This window comes from Pseudomonas stagnisoli (assembly GCF_048595745.1).
Classification (GTDB): domain Bacteria; phylum Pseudomonadota; class Gammaproteobacteria; order Pseudomonadales; family Pseudomonadaceae; genus Aquipseudomonas; species Aquipseudomonas alcaligenes_A.
Genome location: NZ_CP184361.1, coordinates 2,756,476 through 2,776,929, shown reverse-complemented (window position 1 = coordinate 2,776,929; position 20,454 = coordinate 2,756,476). Strand labels below are relative to the sequence as shown.

18 protein-coding genes and 1 tRNA gene are annotated in these 20,454 nt (G+C 62.8%); 10 read left to right on the top strand and 9 right to left on the bottom strand.

Annotated elements, in window-relative coordinates:
• Positions 1-268: 268 nt before the first annotated feature.
• The 3 genes from ACOAPY_RS13340 to ACOAPY_RS13330 are packed head-to-tail and all read left to right on the top strand — an operon-like array spanning position 269 to position 3,431.
• A complete protein-coding gene (locus ACOAPY_RS13340) occupies positions 269-1,678 on the top strand; it encodes a circularly permuted type 2 ATP-grasp protein (RefSeq protein ID WP_465153574.1) in 1,410 nt (469 codons plus the stop codon).
• A gap of 2 nt (positions 1,679-1,680) precedes the next feature.
• Positions 1,681-2,631: an alpha-E domain-containing protein gene (locus ACOAPY_RS13335; protein ID WP_076578057.1), complete on the top strand. Its 951-nt coding sequence runs from the start codon at positions 1,681-1,683 to the stop codon at positions 2,629-2,631.
• Positions 2,628-3,431, top strand: a complete 804-nt coding sequence (locus ACOAPY_RS13330; RefSeq protein WP_465153573.1) for a transglutaminase family protein — start codon at positions 2,628-2,630, stop codon at positions 3,429-3,431. The genes ACOAPY_RS13335 and ACOAPY_RS13330 overlap by 4 nt, the downstream gene beginning before the upstream one ends.
• A gap of 485 nt (positions 3,432-3,916) precedes the next feature.
• On the opposite strand, the gene ACOAPY_RS13325 is transcribed toward ACOAPY_RS13330, so the two are convergent.
• From ACOAPY_RS13325 to ACOAPY_RS13310, 4 genes are all read right to left on the bottom strand, one after another.
• Positions 3,917-4,333: a hypothetical protein gene (locus tag ACOAPY_RS13325; RefSeq protein WP_465153572.1), complete on the bottom strand. Its 417-nt coding sequence runs from the start codon at positions 4,331-4,333 to the stop codon at positions 3,917-3,919.
• Positions 4,334-5,407: 1,074 nt separating this feature from the next.
• Positions 5,408-6,349 carry a class I SAM-dependent methyltransferase gene (locus ACOAPY_RS13320; RefSeq protein WP_465153571.1) on the bottom strand — a complete coding sequence of 314 codons (942 nt, stop codon included), beginning with the start codon at positions 6,347-6,349 and terminating at the stop codon, positions 5,408-5,410.
• A 101-nt stretch (positions 6,350-6,450) separates the two neighbouring features.
• Positions 6,451-7,263 carry a c-type cytochrome gene (locus ACOAPY_RS13315; RefSeq protein ID WP_465153570.1) on the bottom strand — a complete coding sequence of 271 codons (813 nt, stop codon included), beginning with the start codon at positions 7,261-7,263 and terminating at the stop codon, positions 6,451-6,453.
• Positions 7,248-7,634: a rhodanese-like domain-containing protein gene (locus ACOAPY_RS13310; protein WP_061904670.1), complete on the bottom strand. Its 387-nt coding sequence runs from the start codon at positions 7,632-7,634 to the stop codon at positions 7,248-7,250. The genes ACOAPY_RS13315 and ACOAPY_RS13310 overlap by 16 nt, the downstream gene beginning before the upstream one ends.
• A gap of 605 nt (positions 7,635-8,239) precedes the next feature.
• Between ACOAPY_RS13310 and ACOAPY_RS13305 the strand changes: the two genes are divergently transcribed.
• The 3 genes from ACOAPY_RS13305 (at position 8,240) to ACOAPY_RS13295 (ending at position 12,572) form a co-directional block, all read left to right on the top strand.
• Positions 8,240-9,445, top strand: a complete 1,206-nt coding sequence (locus ACOAPY_RS13305) for an acetyl-CoA C-acetyltransferase (protein WP_465153569.1) — start codon at positions 8,240-8,242, stop codon at positions 9,443-9,445.
• A 104-nt stretch (positions 9,446-9,549) separates the two neighbouring features.
• On the top strand, positions 9,550-11,694 hold the full coding sequence (locus ACOAPY_RS13300) for a 3-hydroxyacyl-CoA dehydrogenase NAD-binding domain-containing protein (protein ID WP_465153568.1): 2,145 nt from the start codon (positions 9,550-9,552) through the stop codon (positions 11,692-11,694).
• 98 nt (positions 11,695-11,792) lie between these two features.
• On the top strand, positions 11,793-12,572 hold the full coding sequence (locus ACOAPY_RS13295) for a substrate-binding periplasmic protein (RefSeq protein ID WP_465153567.1): 780 nt from the start codon (positions 11,793-11,795) through the stop codon (positions 12,570-12,572).
• 4 nt (positions 12,573-12,576) lie between these two features.
• Here the strand turns inward: ACOAPY_RS13295 and ptrC are convergent, their stop codons facing one another.
• Positions 12,577-12,786 (bottom strand): type III secretion system co-regulatory protein PtrC, encoded by a 210-nt coding sequence (gene ptrC / locus ACOAPY_RS13290; protein ID WP_465153566.1) that lies wholly within the window; start codon positions 12,784-12,786, stop codon positions 12,577-12,579.
• A 340-nt stretch (positions 12,787-13,126) separates the two neighbouring features.
• Here ptrC and ACOAPY_RS13285 point away from each other — a divergent pair, with 340 nt between their 5' ends.
• Positions 13,127-13,855, top strand: a complete 729-nt coding sequence (locus tag ACOAPY_RS13285; RefSeq protein ID WP_465153565.1) for an amidotransferase — start codon at positions 13,127-13,129, stop codon at positions 13,853-13,855.
• 28 nt (positions 13,856-13,883) lie between these two features.
• On the opposite strand, the gene ACOAPY_RS13280 is transcribed toward ACOAPY_RS13285, so the two are convergent.
• The 3 genes from ACOAPY_RS13280 to ACOAPY_RS13270 form a co-directional block, all read right to left on the bottom strand.
• Positions 13,884-14,855, bottom strand: a complete 972-nt coding sequence (locus tag ACOAPY_RS13280; RefSeq protein WP_465153564.1) for a magnesium and cobalt transport protein CorA — start codon at positions 14,853-14,855, stop codon at positions 13,884-13,886.
• A 53-nt stretch (positions 14,856-14,908) separates the two neighbouring features.
• Positions 14,909-15,631: a 1-acylglycerol-3-phosphate O-acyltransferase gene (locus tag ACOAPY_RS13275; RefSeq protein ID WP_465153563.1), complete on the bottom strand. Its 723-nt coding sequence runs from the start codon at positions 15,629-15,631 to the stop codon at positions 14,909-14,911.
• Between the two features lie 160 nt (positions 15,632-15,791).
• On the bottom strand, positions 15,792-16,481 hold the full coding sequence (locus tag ACOAPY_RS13270) for a crotonase/enoyl-CoA hydratase family protein (RefSeq protein WP_465153562.1): 690 nt from the start codon (positions 16,479-16,481) through the stop codon (positions 15,792-15,794).
• Between the two features lie 193 nt (positions 16,482-16,674).
• Here ACOAPY_RS13270 and ACOAPY_RS13265 point away from each other — a divergent pair, with 193 nt between their 5' ends.
• The 3 genes from ACOAPY_RS13265 (at position 16,675) to ACOAPY_RS13255 (ending at position 19,370) form a co-directional block, all read left to right on the top strand.
• On the top strand, positions 16,675-16,860 hold the full coding sequence (locus ACOAPY_RS13265; RefSeq protein ID WP_076429665.1) for a hypothetical protein: 186 nt from the start codon (positions 16,675-16,677) through the stop codon (positions 16,858-16,860).
• 92 nt (positions 16,861-16,952) lie between these two features.
• Positions 16,953-17,042, top strand: a tRNA-Ser gene (locus ACOAPY_RS13260).
• Between the two features lie 699 nt (positions 17,043-17,741).
• Positions 17,742-19,370 (top strand): mechanosensitive ion channel family protein, encoded by a 1,629-nt coding sequence (locus ACOAPY_RS13255; protein WP_465153561.1) that lies wholly within the window; start codon positions 17,742-17,744, stop codon positions 19,368-19,370.
• Positions 19,371-19,593: 223 nt separating this feature from the next.
• Here ACOAPY_RS13255 and ACOAPY_RS13250 read toward each other — a convergent pair whose 3' ends face one another.
• The gene (locus tag ACOAPY_RS13250; RefSeq protein ID WP_465153560.1) at positions 19,594-20,412 is read right to left on the bottom strand and encodes an SDR family oxidoreductase; all 819 of its coding nucleotides are present in this window, start codon (positions 20,410-20,412) and stop codon (positions 19,594-19,596) included.
• Between the last annotated feature and the right edge of the window lie 42 nt (positions 20,413-20,454).

Here is a 20,454-nt window from a genome sequence, read left to right as displayed (position 1 = left end):
ATCTGGCGAAGTGGCGGGCCTGATGCAGCCGCCGTTCGATGCTGTGCAGTCTGCCCGCCGCGCCGCGCAGGGTGAAATCGAAGCTGCCTATGTGCCTCATAGAGTGACTGCCACGCGCTGGGGCGTAACCCATTGTGGTGTCTCGAAAAGCGCCCCGAACTGGTGCGTGATGTTCGGTGCGAATTGTCAAGTTATTGAAATAAAAGGATTTTATTTCGTGGCACGGCCCTTGCGATGACTCCGTTGTCCGGGTGACAAGGAGTACGGCATGGCCCGCACTTTTTACGATGAGATGTACGACGCGAGCGGCGCAGTCCGCCCGCACTACCGGGAATTTGCCCGCTGGCTGGCTGATACGCCCGCCGAAGTGCAAGCCCAGCGCCGCCGCGAAGCTGATCTGCTGTTCCACCGCGCCGGCATCACTTTCACCCTCTATGGCGACGAGCAGGGTACCGAGCGCCTGATTCCTTTCGACACCATTCCGCGCAGCATTCCCGCCAGCGAGTGGCGCATCGTCGAGGCCGGCTGCATCCAGCGGGTCAAGGCGCTAAACCTGTTCCTCGCCGATATCTACCACGAGCAGCGCATCCTCAAGGCCGGCATCATCCCGGCCGAGCAGGTGCTGGCCAACGAGGGCTACCAGCTGGCCATGCAGGGCCTCGACCTGCACCGCGACATCTACGCCCACATCGCCGGGGTCGACCTGGTGCGCGACGGCGACGGCAGCTTCTACGTGCTGGAAGACAACCTGCGTACGCCCAGCGGCGTCAGCTACATGCTGGAAGACCGCAAGATGATGATGCGCCTGTTCCCCGAGCTGTTCTCCCTGCAGCGCGTGGCGCCCATCGACCACTACCCGAGCCTGCTGCTGGATACCCTGAAAAGCTCCAGCCCGATGGATAATCCGGCCGTGGTGGTGCTTACCCCGGGGCGCTTCAACAGCGCCTACTTCGAGCACGCCTTCCTCGCCCGCGAGATGGGCGTGGAGCTGGTCGAGGGCGCCGATCTGTTCGTGCGTGACGACAAGGTATTTATGCGCACCACCGCCGGCCCGCAGCCGGTTGATGTGATCTACCGCCGCCTGGACGACGCCTTCCTTGACCCGCTGGCCTTCAATCCGGACTCCATGCTCGGCGTGCCCGGCCTGCTGGCTGCCTATCGCAGCGGCAACGTGGTGCTGGCCAACGCGGTCGGTACCGGGGTGGCGGACGACAAGTCGATCTACCCCTACGTCGGCGACATGATCCGCTTCTACCTGGACGAGGAGCCGATCCTCAAGAACGTGCCCACCTGGCAGTGCCGCAAGCCCGAGGAACTGTCCCATGTGCTGGCCCACCTGCCCGAACTGGTGGTCAAGGAAACCCAGGGTTCCGGCGGCTACGGCATGCTGGTCGGCCCGGCCGCTACCAAGGCCGAGATCGAGGCCTTCCGCGAACGCCTCAAGGCCCGCCCCGAGGCCTATATCGCCCAGCCCACCCTGAGCCTGTCGACCTGCCCGACCTTCGTCGAGAGCGGCATTGCCCCGCGCCACATCGACCTGCGTCCGTTCGTGCTGTCCGGTCGCGAAACCCGCCTGGTGCCCGGTGGCCTCACCCGCGTCGCGCTGCGTGAGGGCTCGCTGGTGGTCAACTCGTCGCAGGGCGGCGGCACCAAGGACACCTGGGTGGTGGAGGACTGATCATGTTGAGTAGAACTGCCTCCGACCTGTACTGGATGTCGCGCTACCTGGAGCGCGCCGAGAACCTCGCGCGCATGCTCGACGTCAGCTATTCGCTGTCGCTGATGCCGCACGACGGCTGTGGCGACGGCCTCGATGAACTGGCGCTGCCGCTGCTGATCACCGGCACCCTGGATGACTACCTGACCCGCCACGGCCAGCTGCACGCCGAGCGCATGCTGCACTTCTTCGCCCTCGACGCGGAGAACCCGGCCAGCCTCTATTGCTGCCTGCAGGCCGCGCGCGCCAACGCCCACGCGGTGCGCGGGCGGATCACCGCCGACATGTGGGAGAACATCAACGCCACCTGGCTGGAGATGCGCGGCATCGCCGCCGAGGGCCTGGGGCGTTATGGCATCAGTCGCTTCTGCGAGTGGGTCAAGGAGCGCTCGCACCTGTTCCGTGGCGCCACTTTCGGCACCATCATGCGTGGCGAGGCCTACCGCTTCATCCGCCTGGGCACCTTCATCGAGCGCGCCGACAACACCCTGCGCTTGCTCGACGCACGCTACGAAATGCTCGGCGAGGCCGCTGACGAAGTCAGCGACACCTCGGCGCGTGGCTACTACGAGTGGAGTGCACTGCTGCGTGCGCTGTCCTCGTTCGAGTCCTTCACCGAGATCTACCGCGGCTCGCCGCGCACCCGCAAGATCGCCGAACTGCTGCTGCTGCGCCCGGAAGTGCCGCGCTCCCTGCGTGCCTGCATGGAAGAACTCAACCTGATGCTCGCCGGCCTGCCCGGCGAGAACGGCCGCCCGGCCCAGCGCCTGGCCGCCGAACTGGACGCGCGCCTGCGCTACACCAGCATCGACGAGGTCCTCGACGAGGGCCTGCACACCTGGCTCACCGATTTCATCCTGCTCGTCCGTCAACTGGGCAGCGCCATCCACACGTCCTATCTGGAGGTCGTATGAGACTCTCGATCCGCCACGACACCACCTACAACTACGACGACCAGGTGCGCGCGAGCATTCAGTACCTGCGCCTGACCCCGCAGGAAAGCGCGCGCCAGCGGGTGATCAGCTGGCAGCTCGACCTGCCGCGCCCGGTACGCGCGCAGCGCGACCCCTACGGCAACATCCTGCATGTACTGACCCTGGACGAGCCGCACGAGGCGCTGGTGATCGGCGCACGCGGCCAGGTGGACATCGACGAGCACTGCGAATCCGAGCGCGACACCCGCTCGCCGCTGCCGTACCTGCGCAGCACCCGCCTGACCCAGGCCGACGACGCCCTGCGTGAGTTCGCCCGTACCAACAGCGCCGGGCGCAACGACCGCGAAGGCCTGATCGGCCTGATGCACGGCTTGCACGCCCACATGCCCTACACGCCGGGCGCCACCCAGGTGGACAGCACCGCCGCCGAAGCCTTCGCCGGCCGCGCCGGGGTGTGCCAGGACCATACCCATGCCTTCCTGGCCTGCGCGCGCAGCCTGGGGGTGCCGTCGCGCTATGTGTCCGGCTACCTGTACACCGAGGACAGCGGCCACCTGGCCAGCCATGCCTGGGCCGAGGCCTGGCTGGGCGATGCCTGGTACAGCTTCGATGTGACCAACCAGCTGGCGCGGCCGGAGCGCCATCTGAAGCTGGCGGTGGGGCTGGATTACCTGGATGCCTGCCCGGTGCGGGGTATGCGGCGTGGAGGTGGCGGTGAGCAGATGCATGCTCGCGTTAATGTGGCGGCGTTGATGCAGACGCAGCAACAGCAGCAGTGAGGCGTGGCGCGCGGAGCGCGCTTCTGCTCTTCAACCCCTCTCCCTTTGGGAGAGGGGCAGGGGTGAGGGTGCTGCCCTGATACTCCGCACTGCCTGCTGAGCTTGAGCCCGTCGGGTGGATAACCGCGCGGCGTTATCCACCTTTTATGTTCGTGTCGATGCCCGTTGCCGCGCTGGCTGATGCATCTGTTCCGCCCTGCTGGGCGGGTTCCTTTTGGCAGTTGCCGGATGGCCGGCCCCGCCAAAAGTAACCAAAAGCGCTTGCCCCGCCATCCGGCCCTCCGCTTCGCTCCGGGTTCGTTCGCTCCATCGCCGCTCTGAGGGTCGGCTTACAAGGGCCGTCCCTGGCCCTTTAAGCGGGGGCGCCTAGTTCTTTCGCCGCATCCATGCGGCTACCCCTCTACGCAACGACTCCACTTACCCTCCTGAAGGGGCGTTTGGTGCTGCCTGACAGTTCGTTGCTATGACTCAAGAGCTGAGTTGGCTTACGGACTGACCAGCACGAAGGCCGCTGTTGCGCGGAATAGTCCGGCGGCCTGATCCAGGGTGTCCAGGCTTCTGTGTTTGTCCTCCGGCGCTGCGGATTGCAATTGACCGTACAGCTGTTCAATTTGCCAGACTTCCTTGAGTTGGCTAGCCAGGTCTGTTGCCTCGGTTTCACCAACCAGATCGCCGATGGCCTTCACCATATGGTCCGCGTGTGCCAGCAGTTCCTGGCAGGTCCCGTGTGGGTAGATGCCTTGCCTGAGCGAGGCACTGGTTGTCTCGATGGTCTGGGCGATGCCGCTGAGGAAGTCCGCGACGGTCTTCTTGCGGACCTGGCGAGCCTCGGACAGTGCATTTCTCAGGTCGAACAGAGCAGAGCCGACCTTGAACAGCGCATCGACGATTCCTGTGGGCATGGTGGGCTACCTCCTTTGCGCGCGGTGAGCGTGGGGGCTTTGTCTTCGGGACTGGGCCGTCAGGAATACGCTAGTTCCTGATGGTGTATCGGCAAGCATTTCTTAGTCGGTGTGTTCGCGTCTGGGGGGCGCCGTTCGGTAATGCGAAGTCTGGATTTGCGAGGGGCAGGGCTGTTGGCGCACCTGAGAGGCTTGCTTGGCTGAGGATTGGCGTTATTTGTATGTGCCGTTGCTCGTTTGCGTGTTTGTTGAGACATCAGTTCCGCCCTGCTGGGCGGGTCACTTTTTCCAGTCGCGCCATGCCCGGCCGGGAAAAAGTAACCAAAAACGCTTGCCCCCGACATCCGGCCCCGCCTGCGGCGGGGTTCCCTCACTCCATCATTGCTCCAGGGGCACGACCGGATGCGGCCAACCGACGATGGGCCATCCCTGGCCCATCGCGTCTTTCGCGGCATCCATGCCGCTCAACCCTTTCCACGACGATTCCACTCACCCTCCTGAAGGGGCGTTTGGCGCCGCCTGAAAGCCCTGTGTCCGGTTCCCACGCTCCGCGTGGGAACCCATCCCGCAACGCTCCGTTTAGAGCTATCAGCAACCAAATTCCACAACTGGCGCAAAGCGCCAACAGCTGTATTCCCACGCAAAGCGTGGGAACGATCACTGCGCGCAGCGCAAAGTAAAACCACCAGGCAACCCGGAGCCCGAGTCCCCGTCAGGAGGCCGAGTGGAGGTGTTGCGAAGGTGGACGAGCTGCATGGATGCGGCGAGAGGACTAGGCGTCCCCGCTTAAAGGGCCATGGATGGCCCTTTAAGCCGGCCCCCGGAGCGGCACCGGAAGGAGGGAGGTTTGGCGGTGCAGCCGCCAAACCTGGATGTCGGTGTGCGCTTTCTTTTGTTTGCTTTTCTTTGCGCCGGGCGACGATCCGCAAACAAAGAAAAGTAAGGCGCCGTAAGGGCGCGAAGCATGATTCCAGATATACAGAAAGTCCCGTTTCGCTCCGAGAGTAGATAAGCAGAGCGTCGTCCACCCTACGAACATCCGGGCTGCTCGCTACTTCAGATCATTCCCAGTTCTTATTTATTTCTACATAATACGCAAAACAGATTGTAATTTCCGCGAGTTGAGTAAGTGCTATTCGCAAATCCAAGGCGCGACAATAAAGGTTTTACAAGGCCGACCAGCTTCAAAGACCTTAAAAGAGCAGTCAGTCTGCCTTTGAGTTTTGAAGTCCAAGCTCCCTCGGTTGCATTGGTTATAAAATTACCGCTCGATGGAAAGCCAAGTTGTTGGTAGTGCCAAACTGAAAGATTGTTTTCGTGGCATAGCGCTGATACAGCTCCGCTGGTTAAGTATTGCATATGTTCTAAGTCCACGCGGAGAGTGATTTTTTGATGATCTGAATCTATGGCATCCCCATTTGGGGTCCATATTAAAATTTTACCGGTTTCACAGAGCAGGCCGCACAGTTCGGTGACCAGCTGGGCTGGATTTAATGGGTGCTCAATTACATCATTTAAAACAACAAGGTCATATTTTTCATCAAGAGACCTCAAAATATCAAAGCCGCCTAGAAAAATAGAGTCGAGACCAAGCTTGTGACACTTTGATACCGCGGAGCTATTAAGCTCAATACCCGTCACCGAGGCGCCCATTTTTTTAGCTTGATATAAAAAAGAACCAGTTCCACACCCAAAATCCAAGACTTTATATGTGGATTTGCGGTTGTGTGACATGTCCTTTTTAATGAATTTCAATCTCGGGTCGGAGCTGGGGATTATAGTTTTTCCTCCGAAATATGTCTCATGATAAGAGCTGTAAAATTCATTAAGTGCATCCTCTGATGGCGCCGGGGATACATAGTAGGAAGTGCAGTTGGAGCACTTTAGAATAGGGCGTCTGTCTGGGCGAATGTACGATGGATCAATATTTTCCGTGCCGCAAAAAGGGCAGTCTCTAATTTCGAGGCAGGATGAATCCCAGTTTATATTTCGTTTGTCGAGTGGTTCAAGAATCATGGCATCCTCGTGCAATGACTACTGACTTCATGGCAGGCATAGGGGAATAAGCATATAAAGGAACGCAGTCATTATGCGCTCCCTACTAGATTGCAGTGCTCTCAGTGTGCGGGCAGCTTTCTTTTTGCCATGTATCCCAAATACCCAATCAACTCCCCCAGCTCCTTGTCACTCAAAACCGCCTCACTAAACCCCGGCATCCGCCCCTGCGGCCACCTCCGCAGGCTCTGCGGGTCCCGAATGTACTGCCGCAAAAAGTCTCCCGCGAAATACTCCGTCGGGTTATGCGGAATATTCAGATCGGGCCCGAACTGCGAATCCCCCGCGCCATTCAGGCGATGGCAGGCCAGACAGTTCTTCTGGAACACCGCAAACCCCGCCTGCACCTCGGCACTGGCATCGGCGGCCGGCAGCAGCGCCGGAAAGCGCTGCGCCACCGGGGCCAGCAGACGGAATCTAACCACCTGGAACGGCCACTGCTCCGGGCCGATCTGCGCGGCCTCGGGGTTCTGCCACACGAGGTAGAAGGGCCCGGCACTGGGCTTGTTCTTGGACAGCGCCGGCCAGGGCTGCGCCGGGTCTTCCACCGCCAGCCAGGCGCGCGCGCCCTGGGTGCTGAGCAGCGGGGCGGCGGGCAGTTCGGCGGCGAAGCCGTCCAGGGCCACGGCCTGCAGGTGGTCGCCGGGTTGCACGCCGTCGAGCAGCGCCGCCAGCGGCAAGGCGCGGTAGCTCATGGCGCGCTTGTAGGCCACGTCGGCGGCGATCTCGATCTGCTGCGCCTGGGGGTGGCTCAGTAGCTGTGCCGTGCTCCAGCTGCGGCTGCCCTGCGGCAGTTCCAGCTTGAGTTCGCCAGCCTGGGTCAGCGGGGCGAGCAGGGCGGCGCCCAGCAGCAGGCGGCTCAGCAGTTGGTGCATGTGGGGCTCTCGCTCTGGTTGTCGCGGGCCAGCTTGAACTGGTCGTAGCCGCCGGCGTTGATCACCTGGGTGTAGCCCAGCGCCTGCAGCTCGTCCTGAGCGATGCTGGAGCGGCGGCCGCTGCGGCAGTAGAGAACCACCGGGGTGTTCTTGTCCGGCGCCACTTCGGCGATGCGTGCGGCGATGTCGCCGTGGGGGATGAGCTTCGCGCCGGGCAGGGCGCCGCTGGCGAATTCTTCCTGGGAGCGTACGTCGATCAGCACGGCGCCGGGTTGGGCCAGGGCGTGCAGGGCAGCGGCGGAGTCGATGTCGCCGGCCTGGGCGGCCAGCGGGCTCAGCGCGAGGCTGAGGCAGAGCAGGAAATGGCGCATGGCAAAGACCTCGTGAAGCGTTGAAAGCTCACGCTAGCACAGTCTCTGCGGGGGTTGTTCCGCGGCCCGAGCGCTACGGCATCGGGCCACGGCGGGTATCGGGAGGATCAGCTGACCAGACGAGTCACGTTGGGCAGGATCAGGATGACGGTGGTGGCGAGGACGATCAGGGTCGCCTGCCGGTACTTCGCTTGTTTCCACATGGCGCTTCTGCCTTTGTTCTTGTTGGTGTGTCGGCCGGTGGCCTGCAGAGCTTCGCAGGGCGGGGCCTGGCACCGTGGCGCGGACAAAAAAGCCGCCCCGGCAAAACCCGGCGGCGGCACCTTGCATGGTTAATCCTAGGGGCCTCGTCACACCGTGCTTAGACCACTTCGTTTCTAGCGTCTGAGCGGCAGAATCACGTGGTTATTGGCAGCTGTCTTTGCCGGCGTCGCGGACCTTGAGCCAGACCACTCGCGGCCCGGAGGACCCTGCGTCGTTGCCGTGCGACCGCTCGTCTGAGCCGAACGGTCAATGGGCCTGAGCGCATCGGTCATTGAGTCCATGGGGCGTGGATTTAAGGTAGGGCGACCCGGCATTTGCCGCTGCCATGCACCGAGGACGTCATGACCGAAGCATATATTTTCGACGCCGTGCGCACCCCGCGCGGCAAGGGCAAGAAGGACGGCGCGCTGTACAGCGTCAAGCCGGTGGACCTGGTGGTCGGCCTGCTCAAGGCCCTGGAAACGCGCAATCGCCTGGACACCGCCCAGGTCGACGATGTGGTGCTGGGCTGCGTGACGCCGGTGGGCGACCAGGGCGCCGACATCGCCAAGACCGCCGTGCTGGCCGCCGACTGGGCCGAGTGCGTGGCCGGTGTGCAGCTCAACCGCTTCTGCGCCTCGGGCCTGGAGGCGGTGAACATGGGCGCGATGAAGGTGCGCTCGGGCTTCGAGGACCTGGTGGTGGTCGGCGGCGTCGAGTCCATGTCGCGCATCCCCATGGGCTCGGATGGCGGCGCCTGGGCGATGGACCCGGCGACCAACATGCACACCAACTTCGTGCCGCAGGGCGTGGGCGCGGACCTGATCGCCACCCTCGAAGGCTTCTCCCGCACCGACGTCGACAGCTTCGCCCTGCGCTCGCAGCAGAAGGCCGCGCGCGCCAGCGCCGATGGTTCGTTTGCCAAGTCGCTGATCCCGGTCACCGACCAGAACGGCATCGTGCTGCTCGACCGCGACGAATTCATCCGCGGTGATTCCACCCTGGAGGGCCTGGGCAAGCTCAAGCCGAGCTTCGAGATGATGGGGCAGATGGGCTTCGACGCCACCGCCCTGCGCAAGTACTCGCACGTCGAGCGCATCGAACACGTACACACGCCGGGCAACAGCTCGGGCATCGTCGATGGCGCGGCGCTGATGCTGATCGGCTCCGAAGCCAAGGGCAAGGAGCTGGGCCTGAAGCCGCGCGCGCGCATCGTAGCCACCGCGGTGACCAGCACCGACCCGACCATCATGCTCACCGGCCCGGCGCCGGCCACGCGCAAGGCGCTGGCCAAGGCCGGCCTGTCGGTGGAGGACATCGACCTGTTCGAAGTCAACGAGGCGTTCGCCTCGGTGGTAATGAAGTTCATGAAGGACATGGGCGTGCCGGAGAGCAAGGTCAACGTCAACGGCGGTTCCATCGCCATGGGCCACCCGCTGGGCGCCACCGGCTGCGCCATCCTCGGCACCCTGCTCGACGAGCTGGAGAAGCGCGAGCTGCGCTTCGGCCTGGCCACGCTGTGTGTCGGCGGCGGCATGGGTATCGCGACCATCATCGAACGAATCTAAGGGCTGTGTAGGGTGGATGGCCGCAGCCATCCACCGTGGCGGCGCGGTGGAAAACCGCGTTGCGGGTTTTCCACCCTACAGGCTCCCGAAAAGGACCAGAAGACATGACTGACGCCATCCGTTACGAAAAGGGCCAGGACAATATCGTCGTCCTGACCATCGACATGCCCGGCCAGAGCGCCAACACCATGAACGCGGTGTACCGCGAGGCCATGGGCCAGACCGTTGCTCGCCTGGAAGCCGAGAAGGACAGCATTGCCGGGGTGATCATCACCTCGGCGAAGAAGACCTTCTTCGCCGGCGGCGACCTCAACGAGCTGATCAAGGTCACCAAGGCCGATGCCAAGCCGTTCTACGACATGATCCTCAACATCAAGGGCCAGCTGCGCCGCCTGGAGACCCTGGGCAAGCCTGTAGTGGCTGCGATCAACGGCGCCGCGCTGGGTGGCGGCTGGGAGATCTGCCTGGCCTGTCACCACCGTATCGCCCTGGACAACTCCAGCGTGCAGCTGGGCCTGCCGGAAGTGACCCTCGGCCTGCTGCCGGGCGGTGGCGGCGTGGTGCGCATGGTGCGCCTGCTCGGCCTGGAAAAGGCGCTGCCGTACCTGGCCGAAGGCAAGAAGGTGCGCCCGGACGCCGCGCTCAAGGCCGGCCTGATCCACGACATCGCCGCGACTCCGGAAGAGATGCTGAGCAAGGCCCGCGCCTGGATTGCCGCTAACCCGAGTGCCGTGCAGCCGTGGGACGCCAAGGGCTACAAGATCCCCGGCGGTACGCCGAGCACCCCGGCCGTGGCGCAGATGCTGGCCATCGCGCCGAGCGTGCTGCGCGACAAGACCAAGGGCTGCTTCCCGGCGCCGGAGAAGATCATGTGCGCCGCCGTCGAGGGCGCCCAGGTCGACTTCGACACCGCGCAGATCATCGAGGCGCGCTACTTCACCGAGCTGACCACCGGCCAGGTGGCGAAGAACATGATCGGCACCTTCTGGTTCCAGCTGAACGAGATCAACGCCGGCAGCTCGCGCCCGCAGGGCATCCCGCAGTACGTGACCAAGAAGGTCGGCGTGCTCGGCGCCGGCATGATGGGCGCCGGCATCGCCTATGTGTCGGCCGCCGCCGGCATCGAGGTGGTGCTCAAGGATGTGTCCGTCGAAGCGGCGGAGAAGGGCAAGGCCTACTCGGCCAAACTGCTGGACAAGAAGGTTAGCCGTGGCCACATGAGCGCCGACAAGCGCGACGCCTTCCTCGCCCGCATCAAGCCGACCGCCAGTGACGCCGATCTCGAGGGCTGCGACCTGATCATCGAGGCGGTGTTCGAGGACCGTGCCCTCAAGGCCAAGGTCAACGCCGCCGCCGAGGCCGCCGCGCTGCCGGATGCGGTGATCGCCTCCAACACCTCGACCCTGCCGATCACCGGCCTGGCAACGGCGGTGCAGAAGCAGGACAAGTTCATCGGCCTGCACTTCTTCAGCCCGGTCGACAAGATGCCGCTGGTGGAGATCATCCGTGGCGCCAGGACCAGCGACGAAACCCTGGCGCGTGGCTTCGACTACGTGCTGCAGATCAAGAAAACCCCGATCGTGGTCGAGGACAGCCGCGGCTTCTTCACCTCGCGGGTGTTCGGCACCTTCACCAACGAGGGCATCGCCATGCTCGGCGAGGGCGTCAGCGCGGCGATGATCGAGGCCGAGGCGCGCAAGGCCGGCATGCCGGTGGGCCCGCTGGCGATCAGCGACGAAGTGTCGATGAGCCTGATGGACCATATCCGCAAGCAGACCGTGGCCGACCTCGCTGCCGAGGGCAAGAGCATCCCCGAGCACCCGGCGTTCGCCGTGATCGACCTGATGCTCAAGGAGTACAAGCGCCCGGGCAAGGCCGCCGGCGGTGGCTTCTACGATTACCCGGAAGGTGGCAAGAAGCACCTGTGGCCCGAGCTGAAGGCGCGCTTCGAGAAGGCCGATGCGCAGATTTCCCAGGAGGACGTGCGTGACCGCATCCTGTTCATCCAGGCCATCGAAACAGTGCGTTGCGTGGAAGAGGGCGTGCTTAAATCGGTGGCCGATGCCAACATAGGCTCCATATTCGGCATCGGCTTCGCGGCCTGGACCGGCGGCGCACTGCAGTTCATCAACCAGTACGGGGTGCAGGACTTCGTCGCCCGCGCCCAGTACCTGGCCGAGCAGTACGGCGAGCGTTTCCTGCCGCCCGCGCTGTTGCTGGAGAAGGCGGCCAGAGGGGAAGGCTTCTGATCGTCCTGTGAGCGCGAAAAGCATAACCGGCCCATGTGGCCGGTTTTGCTTTTCGGGGCTGCCTGCCGTCTTGCCGGGGTGCGCAATAAGGAGTGCGGATGCGCGTACAGAACATGATGGGATGCAGGGCCATCCTGATGGCGGTCCTGCTGTTGGTTTCGCTGGGGGCACTGGCGGACCGGCCGCTGAATATCTATATCGGCCAGGGGCAAATGCCTTTCGCTGATGACCGGGCCGATAATCGCGGCCTTTTTGGTGATCTGATGGCCGAACTGTGCCTGCGCCTGCAGCGTGAGTGCCGCTACCACAGCGTGCCCTGGAAACGGGTTCAGGTGGCGGTTGCCCATGACCCCGACGGCATCGTGCTCAACCTCGGGCGCACGGCCGAGCGCGAGCAGGGTTTTGTCTGGTTGCTGGATGTGCTGCCGACTTCATACGTGCTGGCCAGCCCGCAGCAGGCGTTCGACACCCTGGGTGACGCGCTGGCCGCCGGTCCAGTGGTGGTAATGGGCGGAACGCCACGCGCGCAGGAGGCGCAGGCGCTCAAACAGACCGGGCAAAAAGTGGTGGAGGTGACTGATCCGGAACAGGCTGCGCGCATGCTTCACGGTGGTCGGGTCATCGCCTGGTACGAGATCGACCTGCGCGTGCATTACCTGTGGCGGCGCCTTGGTTACGCCGACGAGACGATACGCTTTGGCCGTGCTGTCGGCGCTATCCATAGCTTTATCGCCGGCAGTCCGTTGCTGCATGAGGCGCCGCGTTTGCAGCTGGATATGCAGCAGGCCTTTGTGCAGATGCAGGCCGATGGTAGCTGGCGGCGCATTCTCGCCCGGCATCTGGGCGAGGGGCTGGCAGCGCGCCTGAGCGGCAGTTGAGCCTTCAGGCTGCCTGGCACCAGCCGTTCTGCACGCACAGCAGGGCGTGGATGGCCAGCTTCTCGCTCTGCCGGGTCGGCGTGCGCAGGGTCAGCAGGCTCCCGTCGTCCATGTGCAAGGCGGCTTCGGACTCGAAGTGCAGGCCGGAGTCGCTGAGGCTGACGTAGGTGACGCCGTAGCTGATGCTGCTGTCGATGACTGCGCTGATGGTCATGGCGGATTCTCCGCGTGAGCGTGCCGCCAGGGTTACTGACGGGCACGATCCGGTTGGTGGGTCGGGGTGCTGTGAAAGGCCGAGGCGGCTATCAGGTTGGCGATGGCGGCGAAACTGCTCATATCGGGCTCCTCTGGAGGTGGCTGGGTATGGCTGCATCTTTGCCGAGCCTGGTCATCGACAGAAGTGAATGCTCGGCATGTTGGCTATCGAACGCAGTGATAATTGCCGGACATCGCCCGATCACGCTGGAAAGCCCCGTGGATATTGCGTTCCAGGGGGCTTCGATGCACGCTAGGCGCCTTCTCAACCACCCAGGTCGCCTCAGGTAATCCGCTCAATGTCGCTGCGTATCTGCATTCTGGAAACCGATGTACTCCGCCCCGAACTCGTCGACCAATATCAGGGCTATGGCCGCATGTTCGAGCGGCTGTTCGCGCAGCAGCCGCTGGCGGCGCAATTCGAGGTGTTCAACGTGGTGCAGGGCGACTACCCGGCGGTTGGCGAGCGCTATGACGCCTACCTGGTGACGGGCAGCAAGGCCGATTCCTTCGGTAGCGACCCTTGGATTCAGGTGCTCAAGACCTTCCTGCTGCAGCGTTACGAGCAGGGCGACAAGCTGCTCGGCATCTGCTTCGGTCATCAGCTGTTGGCCCTGTTGCTGGGGGGGCGCGCCGAGCGGGCTAGCCAGGGCTGGGGCGTGGGCATCCACCGCTACGAGGTGAAGCAGCGGCCGCAGTGGATGAGCCCGGCGTTGGAGGAGCTGACCCTGCTGATCAGCCACCAAGACCAGGTTACGGCATTGCCTGAAAACGCCACCCTGCTGGCGGCCAGCGAATTCTGCCCGGTGGCGGCCTACTGCATCGAGGATCAGGTGCTGTGCTTCCAGGGCCACCCCGAGTTTGTCCACGACTACTCGCGCGCGCTGCTCGACATTCGCCAGAAGTGCATCGGCGAACCGGTCTACAGCCGTGCCGTGGAGAGCCTGGCACAACAGCACCAGGGCACCACGGTGGCTGAATGGATGATGCGCTTCGTGGCGCAAGGCAAACGTGCGCAGAGCGCCTGAGCGCGTCTAGCGAACGGCTCAGGCGTCGTTACAGCCAGCCCATGCGCTTGAAGTTGGCGAATAGTCCGACGCAGCCGATGCCGATGATGCCCAGTACGCCGAAGTAGCCGTAGTGCCAGGTCAGTTCGGGCATGTTCTGGAAATTCATTCCGTAGATGCCCGCTACGGCGGTGGGAAACGCCAGTATCGCTGCCCAGGCGGCGAACTTGCGCTGGGTGAGGCTCTGCCGTGACGACTCCAGCAGCAGGCCGATCTCGATGGCATGATCGGCCATCTCGCGCAGGCCGGTGAGATCTTCCATCAGGCGGCTGACGTGAATCGCGATGTCACGGAAGTAGGGGCGCATGTGCTTGTCGATGAATGGGAAATCGAGTTGCTGCAGCTCCTTGCAGATTTCCGTCATGGGCGCGACCTGTCGGCGCAAGCGCAGCAGGTCGCGGCGCAGGCCATGGATACGCTCCACGTCGCTCTGCTGTAGCGGCCTGCCCAGGATGCTTTCCTCGATGTCTTCCAGCTCGCCATGGATGGTATCCAGCAGCGGCCGGTAGTTCTCGATCACGAAGCTGAGTAGTGCGTAGAGTACGAAATCCTCGCCGTGCTCCAGCAGCAGCGGGCGTGCCTCGCAGCGCTGACGCACGGTGGAGTAGGGCGCGGAGTTGCCATAGCGGGCGCTGATTACATAACCCTTGCCGGCAAATAGCTGGGTTTCGATGAACTCCAGGCGGCCGTCCTTGCGCAGTGGCGAGTAAAGCACCATGAACAGTGCGTCGCCGAAGATCTCCAGCTTGGCACGGGTGTGCTGGGCGATGGCGTCTTCCATGGCCAGCTCATGCAGGTTGAACTGTTCCTGCAAGGCATGAAGCTGGCGGCTGTCGGGATCACGCAGGCCGATCCAGACGAAGTGTCCGGGGCGGGCGGCCCATTGATGACCCTCATCGAGAGCGATATCGGCGACTTTGCGGCCTTGATGATAGGCAGCGGCGGCAACGACCTGACCCATGGGGTGTCCTCTGCATGGCGATGCCGCAGCTTACCCCATGGGTGGCGGGTGGGTCAGGCCTTGGCCAGCTGCTGGTCGAGCTGTTCGATGCACTCACGCATCACCTGCTGGCAGCGTTCCATCAGCTGCGGCAGGTCGTCCAGGGTCAGGCCCAGAGTGGGGATGGCCGGCAGCGAGCGAATCAGCACCTTGCCGCTGTCCCAGCGGTTCAGCTTGAAACGGCCGGCATAGGTGCTGACACAGACCGGAATGATCGGCACACCGGCAGCAATGGCCATCTGGAACGCGCCTTTCTTGAATGGCAGCAGGCCCTTGCCCTGGTTGCGGGTGCCTTCCGGAAAGACCCAGATCGAGGTGTCGCGGTGCTGCAGGGTTTCGGTGGTTTGCAGCATGGCCTGCTTGGCCTGGCGACCGTTGCCGCGGTCGATCAGCACGTTACCCGCCAGCCAGTAGAGCTGGCCGAAGAAAGGCACCCATTTCAGGCTTTTTTTGCCGATGCTGACGGTGCGCGGTGGTACCACGCGACCCAGCACGTAGAGGTCGTAGTTGGATTGGTGGTTGGCAATCACGACGCAGGGTCGGTCCTGGCCAAACAGGCTTGTCACATCGCTCTTGAGCTTGATGCGCAGCATGCACAAGGCTGGCAGCGAGTACAGGCGTGCGCACAGGCGGCTGTTGTCCGGATTGAACGGGCGGCACAGGCCGAGCAGCAGACCGAGCACGCCAGCAGCAATAAAGTGCAGGCCCATCAACAACATACGCGCGACGAAAAGCATTCTGGAGAGCCTACCGGCAGACAAAAGGTGGCGAAGTGTACGGGCGTGCACTGCTTTCGGCAATTGACGCCGATCAGAGGTTGTTGCCAGGCGTTTCCCCGCGGATCGCCACAAACAAACAGCCCGGCGCTGGGCCGGGCTTGTGTATCGGTGGCGGGAATCAGCCGAGGTGCTGCTGATCCAGCTCGATGGCCTTGTCCAGCGTCTCCAGCAGAGCCTTGCGCACCTTCAGCTTGGTGTTCTTGTGCGCGGTCATGTTGATCTTCTTCAGCTGCTGGGCGGCGGCTACGGCGGTTGCCATCAGTTGCTCGGCCGGCACCACCTTGTCGAGGAAGCCTGCATCCACGGCACCTTCGGGGTTGAAGATCTCGCCGTTGATCACCGAGCGGTGGAAAGCGGACTTGCGCAGGCGGTCGCGCGCCAGCTCGATGCCGGCGTGGTGCATGGTCATGCCGATCTGCACTTCATTCAGGCCGATGTTGAACGGGCCTTCCACGCCGATACGGTAGTCGGCCGACAGCAGGATGAAGGCGCCCTTGGCGATGGCATGGCCCGGGCAGGCGACGATGATCGGGTAGGGGTGAGCCAGCATGCGGCGAGCCAGGGTGGAGCCGGCGGTGACCAGGGCCACGGCATTCTGCGGGCTGGAAGTCATCACCTTGAGGTCATAGCCGCCGGAGAGAATACCCGGCTGGCCGGTGATGACCACCACGGCGCGGTCCTGCACGGCCTGATCCAGGGCGGCATTGAAGGCGGCGATCACGTCGGGGGAGATGGCATTGACCTTGCCGTTGTTGAGGGTCAGGGTGGCGATGCCGTCTTCGAGTTGATAGCTGATCAGGTCGCTCATAGCGGAAATCCAAGTCCTGGGTTGCTGGAAGTGGCGCTGACGTTACCCAGCACAGGCGCGGGGGTAAAGCGCTTTGGCTGACCGGAGGGTCATCCATCTGTCGCCTGAGTGACTATCACCCCCATCGGTATCGGCAATTGGCTGCTATACCCAGCGATGACTTAGGTTGGTCGCGCACCTGAGGAGCACTGCCATGACCCGTATCATTCCCTATCTGCTGCCGTTGCTGCTGATCGGCCTGACCCTGCTGGCCAGCAGCCCCCATATCCACAGTCAGTCCGGCGTGGTGTTGTTATCGGCCTTCAGCCTGTTCGTATCCTTGGGCTACCTGCTGTTCGGCGCCCGGCACCTCGACCAGGATTCCGGCCATTCTGCATAAGCGCATGAATCGACTGAAAAAAAGTTTGCATTCGAAGGAGCGTGCGGCTACATTAGCGCGCCTCGACGGACCAGACTGGTGCGGCGAGATCCGGTGAAGTGTCCGAGCGGTTGAAGGAGCACGCCTGGAAAGTGTGTATACGGGAAACCGTATCGAGGGTTCGAATCCCTCCTTCACCGCCAGAACCCATTGTAAAAGCCCTGAAAACGAACAGTTTTCGGGGCTTTTGCTTTTCTGGGGTACGAACTGTCGACGATTTGTCGAAGCGGCTTTACTCGTAGTGCGACCAGAGTCTGAGTGCCTTTGACGTCTGCTCTTCCTGCAGCACCTGAAACACCAGCCGATACTGGATACTGATGCGGTGGGAGTATGCACCGACCAGCTCCCCGCAGCGCGGGGCTGGAGCGGGTTCTCCCGTGCCGCGTCCTTCAACGCCTTTGCCTTATCCTTCAAGCCCGCTGCAGCGAGCTTCTGCGCATCTTTCTGAGGCCAAGTTGCCAGTCCAGTTCCTTAGGGCAGTCGTCGACAGTCTCGGCCATGCCCTTCTTGATCGACTCGCGCATGCCTGAAATAGACAGCAGATACAGTGGCCTCCCAATCCTCTGCAGGCACCCGCACGGAATGAGTCCGCTGGCCAGCAATCATGACCGGCTGATGCGACTCGGCCGACTGATTCATGTGTCGATAGAGGCTGGCGCGAGCTTCGCTGGCGGTGAGTACCTTCGGAGGTATCTCCTGAGCAATGCGCTGGGCGTGCGCTGATTCGTACGAATTGTTGTTGACCCTTCACCAGAGAGTAGGTTGAACCTGGGCGCGGTATTAATCGCGTGCCCTAATATGAGTTGATCGATCATTGGAGCATGCACAGGGGAGTGACATCGATGGCGAATTCCGTGCGGTGGCAATGGCTGCTTCGTGTTTTGCTGCTGTGTCTGTTGCCGTCCGCCGCGCTGGCTGCAGATGATTCGGGCGGTGAGACGAAGGCGCCGGCTGCAGATCTGAAAGTAGCCAATCGCACGATTCTGGTCTTGCGTGCCACTTTGCTCGGAGAAACCCCTGAAATCCGAGCTGCACGTGCCCGCGCAGTGATCAATGAGGTGCTGGATGGCAGCAGTGAGCTGAAGGTCAGTCTGCAACCGGTTCACGACAGCATCATTGTGCGCCTGGGCGATCGCCGCGCCTTTATCGTCTCGCCGGGGGACGTCGATCCTGTTCAGCATGACTCGGTCGAGGCCGCTGCCAATGCAGCGGCCCAGGTGCTGCATCAGGTGGTCAGCGAGAACGAGGAAAGCCGCAACCTGCGTTTCATGCTGCTGGCAGTGGTTTACTCGGTTGCTGCCACTGTTGTGTTCCTGCTTCTGATCCGGCTGATCTATTTTGTGCGCGGTAAGGTTCTCGGAGCGTTGCCTGGCGTGATGCTGCGGCATACCAGAGCACTCAAGCTGGGCAGTACTCAGGTCGTCGATGCCCATCAGCTGTTCCCGGTGGTCTCGCGGGTGCTGCACGTGGTGCGCTGGCTGATAGTCCTGTTGTTGACCTATGAGTGGCTCAGCTTTGTGCTGTCGCGCTTTCCCTATACGCGCCCCTGGGGGGAGAGCCTCAACAGCTACCTGGTCGAACTGGCCCGCTACCTGTTTGATGGGATTGTCAGCGCGGTGCCGGGGCTGGGAGTTGCCGTGGCGATCTTCTTCATCGCCCGGGGGCTCAGTGCCTTTGTCCAGCGCCTGCTCAAACGCATGGCTGCGCATGGCGACAACGATGCGTGGTTGAATCAGGAGACCCTGGCCCCCACGCGGCGTCTTTCGGCGCTGGCCGTGTGGCTGTTTGCATTGGCCATGGCCTATCCCTACCTGCCCGGTGCGGGTACCGAGGCATTCAAGGGCCTTTCGGTGTTGCTTGGCCTGATGGTGTCGCTAGGCGCTTCCAGTGTGATTGGCCAGGCGGCTTCCGGGCTGATCCTGACCTACGCCCGCACGTTGCGACCGGGAGAGTACGTGCGGATAGGGGAGCACGAAGGCACCGTCACTGAAATGGGCATGTTTAACACCCGTATCCGTACCGGTTTGGGTGAGGTGCTGAGTATTCCTAACTCCATGATTACCGGTAGCGTGACCAAGAATTACTCGCGCAGCGTGAAAGGTCAGGGGTATGTGATCGATACCACGGTGACCATCGGCTACGACACCCCCTGGCGGCAGGTTGAGGCGATGCTCATCGAAGCGGCCCGGCGTACCGAGGGTATTCTGGCCGAGCCAAAGCCGCAGGTTTTCCAGACGGCACTCTCGGACTACTACCCGGAGTACCGACTGGTGGCGCAGGCTGTACCGAGTCAGCCGCGCCCCCGTGCAGCGCTGTTGTCAGCGTTGCATGCCCATATTCAGGATGTCTTCAACGAGTACGGCGTACAGATCATGTCGCCGCACTACATCGCCGATCCGCAGGACGCCAAATGGGTGCCAAAGGAAAACTGGTATGCCGAACCTGCCCGGCGCGAGCCTCCGGGCCTTTGATCTTGTGGAGAGGGCTTCTGCGAGTCAGAAGCCATGAGCCTATATCCCAGACATCCAGGCCGCGAATGCCAACGATCACAGCATCGGCCCGGCTTGTCTCACCGGATTCGCTTCTGGGCAGACATGTCCCCAGCACCCCGGCAATAGCCCTCTTACTCCACATTATGGTTTGCTCGACTGAGTGACGGCGGCGCGGAGCGACTCCGCACCATTTGGGCCGGCGTCAGTCGACGAACAGGTCGGTCATCAGCTTGCCGGCCGGGTCATAACGGTACTGCTCGAAGTCCGTCTGACCCTGTTCGCGAAGAATCTCCTCGTCGATCAGCAGGCGACCGCTGATGCTGCGCTCACTGCTACTGAGGATGGCGTAGGCGGCATCGGCCATGATCGCCGGCAGTCGTGCCGCCTTCATCACGGCGGGGCCGCCGGCCTCGAACTCGATGGCGGCGGTGGCGATCACGGTCTTGGGCCACAGCGCGTTGACGCTGATGCCGTACTTCCTGAATTCCTCGTGCATCCCCAGGGTCAGCATGCTCATGCCGTACTTGGTGGTGGTGTAGGGGCCGTAGCTGGCGAACCACTTGGGGTCGAGGTTCAGCGGCGGTGACAGGCTGAGGATATGCCCCTGGGTTTTCTTCAGGTAGGGCAGCGCCGCCTGGCTGCAAACCATCACCGCGCGGGTATTGATCTGGAACATCAGGTCGTAGCGCTTGGGCTCCAGATGCTCCACGCCCTTGAGGCGGATGGCGCCGGCGTTATTGATCAGCGCATCGATGCAGCCGAAGTGCTCGGCAGCCTGGGCCATGGCCGCTTTCACCGCTTCCTCGTCGCGCACATCCAGCTGCAGGGGCAGGGCCTTCCCGCCGGCGGCGACGATTTCCTCGGCCACCGAGAAAATGGTGCCCGGCAGTTTCGGGTGGGCCTCGGCGCTTTTGGCCGCGACCACGATATTGGCGCCGTCGGCGGCGGCCTTGAGGGCGATCTCGCGGCCGATGCCGCGGCTGGCGCCGGTGATGAACAGGGTCTTGCCGGAAAGGGACATGCTCGGTCTCTTGTGGTCTGTTGAGTGTGGGCTCGTTGGTCC